Raw genomic sequence first — 14,454 nt, 5'->3', positions numbered from 1 at the left:
GCGGGCGCCCCGGAATGACGGGAATGACTTACGTGCCCGCGGTGAAGAACGAGGCGAGCCGGGTGGTGATGTTCTCGGCGATCTCGTTGGCGGCGCGATCCTCTGCATCGCGTACGGCGCGGTTGCGGGAGAAGCGCTGGTAGGAGCCCGGCATGTCGTAGGACACGCGCGAGAAGGTCGAGCCGGTCATGACCGACTTGCCGGTCGCGACGTCGATCAGATTGTACTGGGCGTCGATGCCGAGATTCTCATTGGTAGGCAGTCCCGTCGTGGCGCTGACGATCAGCGAGGAGCGGGTCGTCGTGAAGCGGATGTCCAGCCGGTGGGTCGGCGGCATGCCCGTCGCGGTGCCGTAAAGCTTGAATGCCAGCGCGTTGCGGATTTCGACGCCGACGCGGGCCTCGCGGGACGCGTTGGGCTTGTTGATCGGCGGCAGCTCGACGCCCATCAGCTTCTCGCGCAGGCCGGGGGTCCCGTCGCTCCGCTCGGCATACATCGGCTGGAAGCAGCCGGCCGTCAGCGCCGCGAGGGCGGCGACCGCCAGCAAGCGGGCTGCGATGCGGATCCTAGCCGACAACATTCACGATCCTCTTGGGGACGATGATCACCTTGCGGACGGGCTTGCCGTCCAGCGCCAGCTTTACCGCATCGAGCGCCAAAACGGCAGCCTCGATTTCCGGATTCTGGGCCAGTGTTGCAACTGTGACCTCGCCCCGCTTCTTGCCGTTGACCTGGACCACCAGGGTCACGCTGTCTTCAACCAGCAAATCGCGTTCGATTTGGGGCCAATCGGCCTCCGAGACCAGCCCCTCTTGGCCCAGAACCTGCCAACACTCCTCGGCCAGATGCGGCATCATCGGCGAGAACAGCTGGACCAGGATCTGGCCGGCCTCCCGGATCGCCCAGGCAAGGTCAGCGGACGGCTGTCCGGGACGCTGCAGGATCTCCGAGAAGGCGTTGGCGAATTCGCGGATATGGGCAAGGCAGACGTTGAAGTGCAGCCGCTCGATGCCGGTGGTGACCTTGTCCAGCGCGCCATGGGCGGCCTTGCGCAAGGCGGTCGCATCCGGGCCGAACGATGTCGGCCGGGCCGCCGGTGCGGCCTTTCCGAGCTGCACGGCATCGTTCACCAGCCGCCATAGCCGCTGCACGAAGCGCGAGGCGCCCTGGACGCGCTCGTCGCTCCAGATCACGTCGCGGTCGGGCGGGGAATCCGACAGCATGAACCAGCGGGCGACGTCGGCGCCGTAGGTCTCGATGATGTCGTCGGGGTCGACGGTGTTCTTCTTCGACTTCGACATCTTCTCGATCGGACCGATGGTGATGTCCTCGCCCGTGGCGAACAGCGTCGCGCGGCGGCCGTTGCCGCCGACCTCGACCTTGACCTCGGCGGGCTGCACATAGGTGCCGTCGGCCTTCTGGTAGGTCTCGTGCACCACCATGCCTTGCGTGAACATGCCGGCGAACGGCTCGTCCAGCGCGATGTGCCCGGTCGCCTTCATCGCGCGGGTGAAGAAGCGGCTGTAGAGCAGATGCAGGATCGCGTGCTCGACGCCGCCGATATACTGGTCGACCGGCAGCATCCGGTTGGCGATGGCGGGCGTTGTGGGTGAAGCCTCGTTCCAGGGATCGGTGAAGCGCGCGAAGTACCAGGACGAATCCACGAAGGTGTCCATGGTGTCGGTTTCGCGTTGGGCCTTGCCCCCGCATTGCGGGCAGGTGACGTGCTTCCAGGTCGGATGATGGTCGAGCGCGTTGCCGGGCTTGTCGAAGGTCGCATCGTCAGGCAGCTTCACCGGGAGGTCGGCATCCGGCACAGGCACGACGTCGCATGTCGGGCAGTGAATGACCGGAATAGGGCAGCCCCAATAGCGCTGGCGCGAAATGCCCCAGTCGCGCAGGCGGAAATTGACCTGGCGCTCGCCGACCGGCGCATTGCCGCGCAGTTCGCTTTCCAGCCGCTTCGCCACCTCGTCCTTGGCCTGATCGATCGTCATGCCGTCGAGGAAGCGCGAATTGATCATACGCCCGTCACCGTCATAGGCGGTGTCGGTGATGACGAATGACTTCGGATCCTGTCCTTCGGGGCACACCACCGGCGTGTTGCCGAGGCCGTACTTGTTGACGAAGTCGAGGTCGCGCTGGTCATGCGCGGGACAGCCGAAGATCGCGCCGGTGCCGTATTCCATCAGCACGAAATTGGCGACATAAACCGGCAGCTTCCAGGTGGGGTCGAACGGGTGCACCGCGCGGATGCCGGTGTCGAAGCCCTGCTTCTCCGCGGTGTCGATGATCTCCTGTGCGGTGCCGATCTTCTTGATCTCGGCGATGAACGCCGCAAGCTCGGGGTTCTTCGCTGCGGCGGCCTGCGCCAGCGGATGATCGGCCGAGATCGCCATGAACTTCGCGCCGAACAGCGTGTCGGGGCGGGTCGTGAAGATCTTCAGCTCGCTCTCGCCGGCGGGCGTCGTCGCCGCATCCAGCGCGAAGCGGATCAGCAGACCCTCGGAGCGGCCGATCCAGTTGCGCTGCATCAGCCGCACCTTGTCGGGCCAGCGGTCCAGCCCGTCCAGCGCGCTCAACAGCTCCTGCGAGTACTTCGTGATCTTGAAGACCCACTGGCTCATCTCGCGCTGCTCGACGACGGCGCCGGAACGCCAGCCACGGCCGTCGATCACCTGCTCGTTGGCGAGCACGGTCATGTCGACGGGGTCCCAGTTCACCTTGCGCTTCTCGCGCTCGGCAAGTCCCGCGCGCAGGAAGTCCAGAAACATCTTCTGCTGGTGCTTGTAATAGCTGGGATCACAGGTCGCGATCTCCCGGGACCAGTCCAGCGACAGCCCGATCGAGCGGAGCTGCTTTTTCATCGCTGCAATGTTGTCGTAGGTCCAGGCCTTGGGCGCGACCTTGCGCTCGATCGCGGCGTTCTCGGCGGGCAGGCCGAAGGCATCCCAACCCATCGGATGCAGCACGTTGAAGCCCTTGGCGCGCATGAAGCGGGCCAGCACGTCGCCGAGCGTGTAATTGCGCACATGGCCGATATGGATGCGCCCGGACGGGTAGGGGAACATCTCGAGCACATAGTATTTCGGCCGCGGATCATCATTCTTGGAGACGAAGATCGCCTGCTCGTCCCAGAGGCGTTGCCAGCGCGGTTCGGCGTCGCGGGCGTTGTAGCGTTCGGAGGTCATGGAATCGTTCGGTTTTCGTGGTTTCGGCCGTCTGAAGACGGCGGACTAGGCCATAGAAGACCTCGGGGGGTCAATGGGTTGCCGCCGCTTGGAACTTCACCCCGCGCCTCCGCATAACTACGTGGTCCCGTGTTGGGGTGTGATTAAGGGGTCGATGCCAAATTGCTGCCCAATGAGGCCGCGCTTCCGCAAATGCATTCCAGCTGCGATAATCCCGATTACGACTATGCCGCCTCCATCGCTGGACGGGCGCTGCGTAGCATGGCCGAACAACGGATCGCGCCGACCCCCGCCAATTTCGCGGTCTGGTACCGATATTTCGCCGGCAGCCATGACGATCTGCGCAACGCGATCGATCTCCTGATCGACCACAATCGCCCGTTCGACGCCCGGACCAATCAGGATCTGTTCGAGACCTACGTCGTACCCCGGGTGAGTGCCGCCGTCGTTGACACGTCCGAGCGGCTGCACACCCTGATGGGGACGGCCATGGAGTTCTTGACGACGGCGATCGCCGACAACCGCTCCCAGATGCAGGCGATCAGCGAAGTCGCCGACCAGGGCAAGGCCGGTGTCGACCCGAAGGCCCTGGTTGCCCAGCTGATGAACGAGCTGGCCCGGGCCGCCACAAGGGCGACGCGGCTGGAAGCGGGCTTTGCGGAAAAGACCCGCGAGCTCGACCAGATCCGCGATTCGCTGTCGAGGTCGGAGGAGCGCGCCCGGACCGACATGCTGACGGGTCTCGCCAACCGTCGGGCGCTCGACGAATTCCTCCGGAAGGCGCAGGCGACGGCGGAATGGGGCGAGCCGCTCAGCGTCCTCATGCTCGACATCGACCATTTCAAGTCGTTCAACGACAGTTACGGACACGGCGTCGGTGACCAGGTGCTGCGCCTGATCGCGAAGGTGCTGCGCGACAAGGTTCGGACGCAGGATCTGTCGGCCCGCTATGGCGGCGAGGAGCTGATGGCGGTGCTGCCCGACGCCAATCTCGCCGCTTGCGCCGAGATCGCCGAGCGCATCAGGCGCGCAGTCGCCGAAGCCACGATCACGCGTCGTTCGACCGGCGAGGTCCTGCCCAGCATCAGCGTATCGATCGGGGTGGCGCAGTACCGGACGGGCGAGACGATCGCCGATCTGGTCGAGCGTTGCGACCGCGCGCTCTATCTCGCCAAGGGCGGCGGCCGCAATCGCGTGATGACGGAAGCCGAGCTCTATCGCGCGGGTCCACACGCTAAAACATGATCCGGAAAGATCATGTGTAAACACCAAGCTGAACCACGACGTCGCTTCATCGAAATCTCGTCGCGCTTTAGGCGCTAGCCACCATTATCGTGTCCGACGCGTCGATCTCGATCGCCTGCACGCCGTGCTCGACGACCTTGTTGCGGCCATGATGCTTGGCGGCATAGAGCGCGGCGTCGGCGGCTTCGATGAGATCGCCTGGACGCAAGGTCCCGTTCGGCTTGGTCGCGGCGACGCCGATCGAGACGGTAACGATCATGTGGCTCGAGGTGATGTGCGGCAGGCAAAGCCTCAGCACGGCCGCGCGCACCTGCTCGCCGATCTCGACGGCGCGGTTTACGTCGGTGTTCGGCAGCAGCAGGCAGAACTCCTCGCCGCCATAGCGCGCCGCAAAGCCCATCGTGTCCGCGGCGATGCCCGACAGCGACTCGCCGAGCCGGGTCAGGCAGGAATCGCCTTCGAGGTGCCCGTAGGTGTCGTTGAACAGCTTGAAGTGATCGACGTCGATCATCAGAAGCGCGAGCTCGCTGCCATATTGCTGCGCGCGCATCCACTCGAAATCGAGCCGGCTCTGGAAGCCGCGGCGATTGGCGAGACCGGACAGCATGTCGATCGAGGCCATCACCGTCAGGCGATCGTTGCTCGCGATCAGCTCGCGCTCGCGCTGGCTCAGCTGCGCGGCCATTGCGTTGAAGGCGCGGGCCAGCGGCACGAATTCGGCCGGCAGCCGGTTGCGTGCGGCGCGGGCGGACAGATCGCCCTCGCCGAGCCGCTTGGCCATGTCGGCGAGCATCTCGATCGGCTTGATGACGAGCTTCTCGGCCGCGATCAGCGCGCCGAGCAACACGAACAGCGAGACGAAGGCGAGCTGCAGATAGGCGGTGCGGATGTCGCGGTTGACCGCTGCGGACACCTTGTCCTCGTCGATGCTGGCGATCATGCGGGCATTGGTGCCGGCGATGCGGATATAGCTGACGGCACGGCGGGAGCCGTCGGCGGCGAGGAAAGACAGCGAACCCTCATCCTGGTTGGAGCGCAGCGCCTTGTCGGCGATCGCGGACATCAGCGGCATGTTGTCGAGGGGGCGGCCGACCGCGCTGTGCTGATCGGCCGGGGCCGCCAGCACGGTGCCCGCGCTGTCCACCAGAACCGCGGTGATGCCGGCGCGGCCGCCCAGGTTGCTCATGACCTTCGACATCCATTCGAGATTGACGGTGGCGAGCACGACGGCGTCGGGCGCCCCGCTGAAGGCGGCGACCGGATACGCTGCAATCACTGTCGGTGTCTGCAGCGGCCGCGACAGGATGAAGTCGCTCAGCACGAAGCGACCGGTTTCCTGCGCCTGCTGAAAATAAGGCCGGTCGCTGAGATCGAGGCCGACATACATGTTGTTGGTGGCGCATTGGATGCGCCCGTCCTGGCCGGCGATCAGAAGCGTGCGGATCCACGGCAGGCTCGACGGCAGGCTTGCGCGCAACACGTCGCAGCTCTTGCTGACGCCCCCGACGGAGGCGCGGATGAAGGCTTCCGATTTCAGGATGGTTTCGACAGACGAGATCACCTCGCGCTGCGCGTCGGCGCTGTGCCTTGCCACCGTGGTGAATTCAGCCGCAGCCTGCGCGATCTGCCGCACGCGCGTGTCTTCGAGCGAACGGATGCGCTCGATCATCAAGGGCGTGACGAGAATGACCGCAAGCAACGCAAGCCGCGCCCGGATTCCGAGAACCTGCTTGAGTTTCGCTCGTTTGCGGTTGAAACTGACGTTTGCCATCTTCGCTGCCCACCCCGCGAGCCAAGGTAAAGCGAAGGGTTCAAAAACTGTTTCTTGAACTGGGTAAAATTGGACTTAACTCGGGCGACGAGCACAGCCAAGAGACGTCATGACAGAAGCCAGCACCGCGCCGGTAACCGGCGGTTCACCAAACGCGCTTGCCACAGTCGAAGCCGAGATTGCACGCGCCTGCAGGGATGCGCGCCGGGATCGCGGCTCCGTGACGTTGATCGCGGTGTCCAAGACTTTCGCCGCGGATGCAATTGTCCCGGTTATCGCCGCCGGACAGCGCGTATTCGGCGAGAATCGGGTGCAGGAGGCCAAAGCCAAGTGGCCGGCATTAACGTCGGTTTACCCGGATCTCGCGCTGCATTTGATCGGACCGCTGCAATCCAACAAGGCGAAAGAGGCGGTTGCGCTGTTCGACGCCATCCATTCGGTCGACCGTCCGAGCATTTGCCAGGCGTTAGCCAAGGAGATCGAATCCCAGGACAAGCACCCGCAGCTCTTCGTTCAGATCAACACCGGCGAGGAACCGCAGAAGGCCGGCGTTGCGCCGGGGGAGGCCGACGCGTTCCTCGCGAGCTGCCGCGACACCTATGGGCTGACGATCTCGGGCCTGATGTGCATCCCGCCGGTCGACGAACCGCCCGCGGCGCATTTTGCGCTCACCGCCAAGATCGCCGCGCGCAATGGATTGGCGAATCTCTCGATGGGCATGAGCGCCGATTTCTCCACGGCAATCATGCTCGGCGCCACGCATGTGCGCGTCGGAAGTGCGATCTTCGGACACAGGTAGAGTCGTGTCCCGGACAAGCTGCAACGCTTCAAGCGTTGCGGCGCAGAGCCGGGACCCAGGGCGACACGGTACAGTGCGGCGAGATGGGCCCCGGCTCTGCAGTGGGCTGCGCTGCGTCCGGGGCACGAGCGCGAAATGTGGCGCTCGCAATGACGGCAGCGCTGCGAGTCGCGACTACACGAACCTCACCGACACCTTCCCAAGCACGCCAAAGTCCGCTGCGAATTCATCGCCGGCCTGGATCGGCAGCGGCGGATGGCATGTGCCGGTGGTCACCACCTGCCCTGCCCGCAGCGTGATGCCGAGGCCGCTGAGCTCGTTCGCAAGCCAGGCGAGCGCTGCGCGCGGATCGCCCAGCACGTTCCTGCCATGGCCTACATAGCGCTCGCCGCGCAGCGTGATCTGCGGCCGTTCCTCGATGAGATCCATCGCGCGCCAATCCGCTGATGTCGCGGCCCCCAGCACGAACCGATGGGCGCACGCATTGTCGGCGATGAGCTGCGCCTCGCCCGCGCTGACGAAGTCGGCAAAGCGCGAATCGGGAATCTCGATCGCGGGATGCAGGGTCTGGACGGCGTCGAGCACCTCGCGAGCGGTGTACGGCGCCGCGCGCGGCGGCAGATCGCGTCCCATGCGGAAGGCGAATTCCGGCTCGCCGACGCGCATCTCGTTGCCCTTCATCGCAGCGGTGCCCCCGTCGGCGATCATGGTGTCGCTCATGATGCGGCCTGCGAGCGGTCCCGCGACGTTGATGTGCTTCTGGCCGGCCTCACTCGTGGCTGCGATCTTCCAGCCGAACACGGTCCCGCTCGATCGTCGCTCGAGCTCGGCCTGGATGGCGTAGCCCTCGGCGCGATTTTGCGGCCGCAAGCGCGCTTCCAGCGCGTCGAGCTTGGTGCCGTCGCGCCAATGTCTGACCAGGACTTCTGAAGCGGCGGCGATCTGATCCTTGTCGAGCATGTACCCTCACCCGATGATGATTCTCGTTCGCGGACCCAAGCGCCGCAGCAATTGCAGCATCGCAGATTTCGTCATGGAGACGCAGCCCGCGGTCGGGCCGAAATTGTCGCGGGCGAGGTGCAGGAACACCGCGCTGCCGCGGCCGGCGATGCGGGGTCTGGTGTTGTGGTCGATCTCGATGATGAAGTCGTAGAGATGGTCGGCCCGTTTCAGCCGATCGCCGCCCTGCCCTTCGCCGAGCCGGATGCTCTGGTTATAATGACGGTCGCCCGGATCCTCGCACCAGGCGTCCGCGCCTGTGATGATCCGGGCCGGCAAGAATGTCCGGGGGCGGCTGTGCCGGTCGCCGCGCCACCACAACTGCCTGGGACGGAAGCTGCCCCTGGGGGTGCCGCCATCGCCCTCGCGCTTGTTGGCGAGAATACCGCCTCGCCCCAGCGCAACCGGGATGGTCAGCGCTCCCGCCGTCAGCCAACCCCTGCGCGGATTCCCTGCAGCAGGCTTAACGCGGATCGCGGAGAGCGGCCCCGCCCGTCGATTCCTGTCGTAACTCCCTGAAGCGGCTCTGTTTTTCATGTAAAAAATGCAATGTTGTCTTCATTACAGGACATTCATCAAAACGCCCTGCTATTCTGGGTTAGAGTGGTTCCGGCTTGTGAATCGGTAACAGCCCACTACTTCAACACGAACAACAATAATAACGGCGACCCCAAAACTTCCCCTCGCGGCTGGGTGCGGCTTGGATGCGCGCCGAGCCGGACCTAAAAGGATGACCTCCCATGCCCAATGCCCGCAAGATCCTGATCGTGGATGACGACACCGATCTGCGCGATACGTTGGTGGAGCAATTATCGCTACACGAAGAATTCGAAGCCTCCGCGGTCGACACCGGCGCCAAGGGCGCGAGCGCCGCCAAGGCCAACTCGCCCGATCTGGTCCTGATGGATGTCGGCCTGCCCGACACCGACGGCCGCGAGGTAGTCCGCTCCTTGCGCAAGGGCGGCTTCAAGGCACCGATCATCATGCTGACCGGGCATGACACCGATTCTGACACGATCCTGGGGCTGGAGTCCGGCGCCAACGACTATGTGGCAAAGCCCTTCCGCTTCGCCGTTCTGCTGGCCCGCATCCGAGCCCAGCTCCGCCAGCACGAGGCCAGCGAGGACGCGGTGTTCTCGGTCGGCCCCTACTCCTTCCGCCCCGGCTCGAAGATGCTGACCGCGGCAAACGCCCGCAAGGTCCGCCTCACCGAGAAGGAGACGGCGATCCTCCGCTTCCTCTACCGGGCCGGCCAGTTGCCGGTGTCGCGCGAGACCCTGCTCCAGGAGGTCTGGGGCTATAATTCCGGCGTCACCACCCACACGTTGGAAACCCACATCTACCGCCTGCGCCAGAAGATCGAGAAGGATGCCGCCAACCCGGAAATCCTGGTGACGGAAGCCGGTGGCTACAAGCTGGTGCCGTGATACGCTCGAAGGGCACGCGAATCGTTTTAGATCGCCTGCCCTCGAGCCTCGGACCTGAATGTCAATCGACGATGATGTAGCGCTTCTCGAGCGTGTCCCGACATTGCGCCTGTTGGGAGACGCCTCGTTGCGTATGCTGGCGATTGGCTCGGAGCAGCGCGACTTCGTCCGCGGCGACGTGCTGTTCAATCTCGGCGACGACGCCGATGCCGGCTTCGTGGTCCAGCGCGGCGCCTTCAGGGTCGAAGACGGCGCCGGCGCCGAAATGATCGCCGGCCCCGGCGCGCTGATCGGCGAGCTCGCATTGGTGGTGCCGATGAAACGGCCGTCGAGTGCGATCGCGCTGGAGCATTCCTCCGTCATCCGCGTCGCGCGCAGCCTGTTTCAGCGCGTGCTCGAAAGCGACCCCGCCGCCGCGGTGCGCCTGCGCGACGAATTCGCGGTGCGTTCCAGCCAGATCGCGAGCGATATCTTGATGGCGGGCGCGAAGCTGACGAGCTGAGCTCTCTCCGCTTGTCATTCCGGGGCGCGACGAAGTCGCGAGCCCGGAATCCATTCCTCCACTGTCTGTGCCGCTCGATGGATTCCCAGGTGCGCAATTGCGCACCATAGCTCGCGCCAAGCGTCACGCCCCGGACTGACAGCGCGGTCTCACACCTCCAGCGTCACCGTCACAGGCACATGGTCCGACGGCCGCTCCCAGCTCCGCGCATCGCGGAGGATCCTGAAATCGCTGACTGCATCCTTCAGCGCGCGCGAGACCCAGATGTGATCGAGCCTGCGGCCGCGGTCGCCGACGGTCCAGTCCGCGGAGCGGTAGCTCCACCACGTGTAGACCTTCTCCGACATCGGGATGCGGGCGCGCGCGACGTCGACCCATTCGCCGGCTTCGAGTGCCGCCTTGAGCTTCTCGGTTTCGATAGGCGTGTGCGAGACGACCTTCAGAAGCTGCTTGTGCGACCAGACGTCGTTCTCGTGCGGCGCGACATTGAGGTCGCCGACCAGGATGTGGCGGTCTTCCCCGCGCGGATGCAGCGGCTCGCACGCCTTCATCTCGTCGAGGAAGCGAAGCTTGTGGTCGAACTTCTCGTTCAGCGCGGGATCGGGAATGTCGCCGCCGGCGGGCACGTAGAAATTATGCAGCACCAGCGGTTTTTCGATCCCCGCCTTTTCGCCGAACGACACCGAGATATGGCGCGAATCCACCTTCTCGCAGAAGGTGCGGATGTCCTTCGATTCGAACGGGATCTTGGAGACGATGGCGACGCCGTGATAGCCTTTTTGCCCGTTCAGCGCGACGTGCTCGTAGCCCAGCCGCTTGAAGCGCTTCAGCGGAAAGGCGTCGTCGATGCACTTGGTTTCCTGCAGGCACAGCACCTCCGGCCGCGCGCTCTTCAGGAATTTCGCGACCAGGTCGATGCGCAGCCGCACCGAATTGATGTTCCAGGTTGTCAGGGAAAGCCGCATGGAAGATGCGTCTTAGCATGGATTGGCGGAGGGAAAATGCTTGTCCACAGCCGCGGAATCGTAGGGTGGGCAAAGCGGAGCGTGCCCACGAGTCGGTCGTGAAGAGGATAGACGGTGGGCACGGCGCAAACGCGCCTTTGCCCACCCTACGAGAGCGGCGCGATCAGCCAGGCGACTGGCCGTAATTGGTGAAATCGATCTTGAACATGCCGGGATCGAGCTTCTTGCTCGAGTCCAGATTGTAGACCGCGATCGTGGTGTCGTAGCCCTGCGGATCGGTGACGGTCCACTGCTTCAATTGGCCGTCCCTGGCGCCGAACATCAGGAGCAGCCGGCTGGTGCCGACCAGGGCCTGCTTCTCCTCGATGGTGACGCTGATGAAGACGTCGTCGGCCGAAACGGCGACGACGTTGGTGTCCTTCATCAGGTCGATGCGGTCGGACAACAGGAAGCGCAGCGGCGTTTGCGACAGCGGATAGACGTCCTGGGTCGCGAGCTTGCGGTCGCGCACCACCAGCGAGGATCCGTCCGCGACGATGTCGATCGGGCTGGGCGCGTCATATTCGAACCGCACCTTTCCCGGCTTCTGAATGTAGAATTCGCCCTGCGTCTTGCTGCCGTCCGGCCCGACCTGGACGAAGTTTCCGACCAAGGTCTGGAGCGACGACAGATAGGCGCTGACCTTGGCGGCCTGCGCCTTCTGATTGGCGTCGAAGGTCTGGAAGATACTGCTCGGTACGTTGCGGCGTGGATCCGGAATGACCGGGTTCGGCGGAGTCTGGGTCGCGCCGGTGACAGTCGGGCCCCCCGCAGACGTGCCGCCCTCGCGCCCCTTCGGCGCGGGCTTGGGCACCGGGACGGTCTGTGCGAACGAGGACGCGGTCACCATCGCGGCGGTCACGAGCAGCACGCCGGCCAGACGCGCGCCTCGCGCGGCGATAATGGCAGCGAATCGAATGTCCGGATGTCTGATCAACGCGTCGTCCTGTCTGGCTGGGCGCCCTTTTAGCCTGATTTCGGGCAAAAGCAGATATCGATTCTGCGTGAAATTATGTTCAGAGGCTCCTCGCCTCACATATGGCTGTCTTCTTCCTCGACCAGAATCTCGCGCTTGCCGGCGTGGTTGGCGGGGCCGACGATGCCCTCCAGTTCCATGCGCTCCATCAGCGATGCGGCACGGTTGTAGCCGATCTGCAGACGGCGCTGGATGTAGCTGGTGGAGGCCTTGCGGTCGCGCTTGACGATCGCAACCGCCTGCTGGAACAGGTCGCCACCGCCATCCCCGCCCATGCCGGTGGCGTCGAACACGGCGCCGTCCTCGTCCTCTGCAGGCTCTTCGGCGGTGACGGCTTCGAGATATTCCGGCTGTCCCTGCGTCTTGAGATGACGCACCACCTTCTCGACTTCCTCGTCGGAGGCGAACGGTCCGTGCACGCGGCTGATGCGGCCGCCGCCGGCCATGTAGAGCATGTCGCCCTGGCCGAGCAGCTGCTCGGCGCCCATCTCGCCGAGGATGGTGCGGCTGTCGATCTTCGAGGTGACCTGGAAGGCGATGCGGGTCGGGAAGTTCGCCTTGATGGTGCCGGTGATGACGTCGACCGACGGGCGCTGCGTCGCGAGAATCACGTGCAGGCCGGCGGCGCGCGCCATCTGCGCGAGGCGCTGCACCGCGCCTTCGATGTCCTTGCCGGCGACCATCATCAGGTCGGCCATTTCGTCGACGATGATGACGATGTAGGGCAGCGGGTCGAGCGAGAGCTTCTCTTCCTCGTAGATCGCCTTGCCGGTTTCCTTGTCGAAGCCGGTGTGCACCGTGCGCGTCGGCTCCTCGCCCTTGGCTTTCAATTCGAGCAGGCGCGTGTTGTAGCCGTCGATGTTGCGCACACCGAGCTTGGCCATGTTCTTGTAGCGCTCTTCCATCTCGCGCACGGCCCATTTCAGCGCGACCACCGCCTTCTTCGGGTCGGTCACGACGGGCGTGAGCAGATGGGGAATGCCGTCATAGACGGAGAGTTCGAGCATCTTCGGATCGACCATGATCAGCCGGCACTGGTCGGGGCGCAGCCGGTAGACCAGGCTGAGGATCATGGTGTTGATCGCGACCGACTTGCCCGAGCCGGTGGTGCCGGCGATCAGCATGTGCGGCGTGCGTGCGAGGTCGATGATGACGGGGTCGCCGCCGATGGTCTTGCCGAGGCACAGCGGCAGCTTTGCCACCGTGTCGGTCGCTTCCTTCGCCACCAGCAATTCGCGCAAGTAAACCTTTTCGCGATGCGCGTTCGGCAGCTCGATGCCGATGGCGTTGCGGCCGGGCACGACGGCGACACGCGCCGACAGCGCGCTCATCGAGCGGGCGATGTCGTCGGCAAGTCCGATCACGCGCGAGGATTTGATGCCGGGCGCCGGCTCCAATTCGTAGAGCGTCACGACCGGACCCGGATTGGCCTTCACGATCTCGCCGCGCACGCCGAAATCCTGCAGCACGCCCTCGAGCGAGCGCGAATTGGTCTCGAGCTCGGCCTTGCTGAGCGGCTGGCGATCGCCGGCCTTCGGCGCGGCCAGCATGGAGACGGAGGGAAGGTCGAACTTGTCGGAGGATTTCTTTGCAGGCGTTTTCGGTGCGGCCTTCTTGCGGGGCGCGCGCGCGACGGGCTCCTCTTCTTCCTCCTCCTCCTCGCTCTCTTCCTCCTCGTGCTCGTAGTCCTCGTCTTCGGACTGCGGCGAGATCGGGGGCGCGGTGCGGCCGCCGCCGAGATTCGGCTCCTGGCGGCTGAACTGGGCAGCCTTGGTCTTCGGTCCGCTCGAGACCAGCGAGCGGTAGGCGGCCCCACACAGCCAGATCAGGCGTGCCTTGGTGCTCATCAGCGCGTGGAACAGCCAGCCCAGGGATACCGAGCCGCGGTCGCTCTCCTCGTTGTCGTCGAGCGGCTTGTCTTCCTCGTCGATCGCCGCGAGCTCTTCGTCGTGCTCGCGCGCGCCGAGACCGCAGGCGATCAGGAAGGTCGCGGCCATCGCGGCGAACAGGATCGTGCCCAGTACAATGCGATAGACGGTGCCGGCCGGTCCGAAAATCACTGCCGGTGCGCGCACCAGCGCATCGCCGACCACGCCGCCGAGGCCGGTCGGCAGCGGCCAGGCGCCGCCATGCTGAAAGCAGCTGACGAAGCCCGCCGCGATCACCGTGCAGAGAATCCAGGAGCCGAGCCGCAGCGCCTCGCGGTCGAACGGGCGATGCGTGATCATGCGCCAGCCCCAGATCGCAACCGTCAAGACCAGCATGATCGCGCCGAGCCCGAAGATCTGCATCGCGAGGTCGGCGCCGATGGCGCCGGCATAGCCGAGGATGTTGCGGATCGGCCGCGAGGTCGCGTGGCTGAGGCTCGGATCCTGTACCGACCAGGTCATCAGTGCCGCCGAGGCGACGCCCGCCAGCGCGATCAGGCCGAGCCCGGTGAGCTCGCGCATGCGGCGCGCCAGCCCCTCGCGGATCGAGGGCGGCAGATGCCCGACGATTGGAATGACGCGTTCGATTGCCGACATGCTCATGGGCCCCGC

Annotated in this window: 12 protein-coding genes; 4 read left to right on the top strand and 8 right to left on the bottom strand. The window is 65.0% G+C overall.

Annotated features, from left to right (window positions below):
• Window positions 1–28 precede the first annotated feature (28 nt).
• Complete coding sequence (lptE, locus tag AC3WLX_RS33115; RefSeq protein WP_291631753.1) at window positions 29–580, bottom strand: LPS assembly lipoprotein LptE; 552 nt, start codon at window positions 578–580, stop codon at window positions 29–31.
• On the bottom strand, window positions 567–3,191 hold the full coding sequence (gene leuS, locus AC3WLX_RS33110; RefSeq protein ID WP_492339106.1) for a leucine--tRNA ligase: 2,625 nt from the start codon (window positions 3,189–3,191) through the stop codon (window positions 567–569). The genes lptE and leuS overlap by 14 nt, the downstream gene beginning before the upstream one ends.
• Before the next feature lie 192 nt (window positions 3,192–3,383).
• Between leuS and AC3WLX_RS33105 the strand changes: the two genes are divergently transcribed.
• Window positions 3,384–4,436, top strand: a complete 1,053-nt coding sequence (locus tag AC3WLX_RS33105; protein WP_492339105.1) for a GGDEF domain-containing protein — start codon at window positions 3,384–3,386, stop codon at window positions 4,434–4,436.
• 67 nt (window positions 4,437–4,503) lie between these two features.
• On the opposite strand, the gene AC3WLX_RS33100 is transcribed toward AC3WLX_RS33105, so the two are convergent.
• Window positions 4,504–6,207 carry a sensor domain-containing diguanylate cyclase gene (locus tag AC3WLX_RS33100; protein WP_492339104.1) on the bottom strand — a complete coding sequence of 568 codons (1,704 nt, stop codon included), beginning with the start codon at window positions 6,205–6,207 and terminating at the stop codon, window positions 4,504–4,506.
• A gap of 109 nt (window positions 6,208–6,316) precedes the next feature.
• Between AC3WLX_RS33100 and AC3WLX_RS33095 the strand changes: the two genes are divergently transcribed.
• Window positions 6,317–7,006 carry a YggS family pyridoxal phosphate-dependent enzyme gene (locus AC3WLX_RS33095; protein ID WP_492339103.1) on the top strand — a complete coding sequence of 230 codons (690 nt, stop codon included), beginning with the start codon at window positions 6,317–6,319 and terminating at the stop codon, window positions 7,004–7,006.
• Between the two features lie 174 nt (window positions 7,007–7,180).
• Here AC3WLX_RS33095 and AC3WLX_RS33090 read toward each other — a convergent pair whose 3' ends face one another.
• Together AC3WLX_RS33090 and AC3WLX_RS33085 are read right to left on the bottom strand one after the other, a co-directional pair.
• Complete coding sequence (locus tag AC3WLX_RS33090) at window positions 7,181–7,966, bottom strand: 2-keto-4-pentenoate hydratase (RefSeq protein ID WP_492339102.1); 786 nt, start codon at window positions 7,964–7,966, stop codon at window positions 7,181–7,183.
• A 6-nt stretch (window positions 7,967–7,972) separates the two neighbouring features.
• Window positions 7,973–8,542, bottom strand: a complete 570-nt coding sequence (locus AC3WLX_RS33085; RefSeq protein WP_492339101.1) for a L,D-transpeptidase family protein — start codon at window positions 8,540–8,542, stop codon at window positions 7,973–7,975.
• A 203-nt stretch (window positions 8,543–8,745) separates the two neighbouring features.
• Here AC3WLX_RS33085 and AC3WLX_RS33080 point away from each other — a divergent pair, with 203 nt between their 5' ends.
• Both AC3WLX_RS33080 and AC3WLX_RS33075 read left to right on the top strand, forming a co-directional pair.
• Window positions 8,746–9,432 carry a response regulator transcription factor gene (locus AC3WLX_RS33080; protein WP_028348340.1) on the top strand — a complete coding sequence of 229 codons (687 nt, stop codon included), beginning with the start codon at window positions 8,746–8,748 and terminating at the stop codon, window positions 9,430–9,432.
• Window positions 9,433–9,490: 58 nt separating this feature from the next.
• Window positions 9,491–9,934, top strand: coding sequence for a cyclic nucleotide-binding domain-containing protein (locus AC3WLX_RS33075; protein ID WP_018646009.1), 444 nt, complete (start codon window positions 9,491–9,493; stop codon window positions 9,932–9,934).
• Window positions 9,935–10,083: 149 nt separating this feature from the next.
• On the opposite strand, the gene xth is transcribed toward AC3WLX_RS33075, so the two are convergent.
• The 3 genes from xth to AC3WLX_RS33060 all read right to left on the bottom strand — a co-directional run bounded on the left by xth (window position 10,084) and on the right by AC3WLX_RS33060 (window position 14,445).
• Window positions 10,084–10,899 carry an exodeoxyribonuclease III gene (xth, locus tag AC3WLX_RS33070; RefSeq protein ID WP_492339100.1) on the bottom strand — a complete coding sequence of 272 codons (816 nt, stop codon included), beginning with the start codon at window positions 10,897–10,899 and terminating at the stop codon, window positions 10,084–10,086.
• A 163-nt stretch (window positions 10,900–11,062) separates the two neighbouring features.
• The gene (locus AC3WLX_RS33065; RefSeq protein ID WP_291625750.1) at window positions 11,063–11,818 is read right to left on the bottom strand and encodes an outer membrane lipoprotein carrier protein LolA; all 756 of its coding nucleotides are present in this window, start codon (window positions 11,816–11,818) and stop codon (window positions 11,063–11,065) included.
• Between the two features lie 152 nt (window positions 11,819–11,970).
• Window positions 11,971–14,445, bottom strand: coding sequence for a DNA translocase FtsK (locus AC3WLX_RS33060; protein ID WP_492339099.1), 2,475 nt, complete (start codon window positions 14,443–14,445; stop codon window positions 11,971–11,973).
• Window positions 14,446–14,454 lie beyond the last annotated feature (9 nt).

The sequence above is a fragment of the Bradyrhizobium sp. FW305-F6 genome (assembly GCF_058782905.1).
This window is presented reverse-complemented; position numbering and strand designations above follow the sequence as displayed.

Coding starts and splice junctions, on each gene's coding strand:
- lptE (WP_291631753.1), bottom strand. CDS start 580: ATGTTGTCGGCTAGGATCCGCATCGCAGCCCGCTTGCTGGCGGTCGCC.
- leuS (WP_492339106.1), bottom strand. CDS start 3,191: ATGACCTCCGAACGCTACAACGCCCGCGACGCCGAACCGCGCTGGCAA.
- AC3WLX_RS33105 (WP_492339105.1), top strand. CDS start 3,384: ATGCATTCCAGCTGCGATAATCCCGATTACGACTATGCCGCCTCCATC.
- AC3WLX_RS33100 (WP_492339104.1), bottom strand. CDS start 6,207: ATGGCAAACGTCAGTTTCAACCGCAAACGAGCGAAACTCAAGCAGGTT.
- AC3WLX_RS33095 (WP_492339103.1), top strand. CDS start 6,317: ATGACAGAAGCCAGCACCGCGCCGGTAACCGGCGGTTCACCAAACGCG.
- AC3WLX_RS33090 (WP_492339102.1), bottom strand. CDS start 7,966: ATGCTCGACAAGGATCAGATCGCCGCCGCTTCAGAAGTCCTGGTCAGA.
- AC3WLX_RS33085 (WP_492339101.1), bottom strand. CDS start 8,542: ATGAAAAACAGAGCCGCTTCAGGGAGTTACGACAGGAATCGACGGGCG.
- AC3WLX_RS33080 (WP_028348340.1), top strand. CDS start 8,746: ATGCCCAATGCCCGCAAGATCCTGATCGTGGATGACGACACCGATCTG.
- AC3WLX_RS33075 (WP_018646009.1), top strand. CDS start 9,491: ATGTCAATCGACGATGATGTAGCGCTTCTCGAGCGTGTCCCGACATTG.
- xth (WP_492339100.1), bottom strand. CDS start 10,899: ATGCGGCTTTCCCTGACAACCTGGAACATCAATTCGGTGCGGCTGCGC.
- AC3WLX_RS33060 (WP_492339099.1), bottom strand. CDS start 14,445: ATGAGCATGTCGGCAATCGAACGCGTCATTCCAATCGTCGGGCATCTG.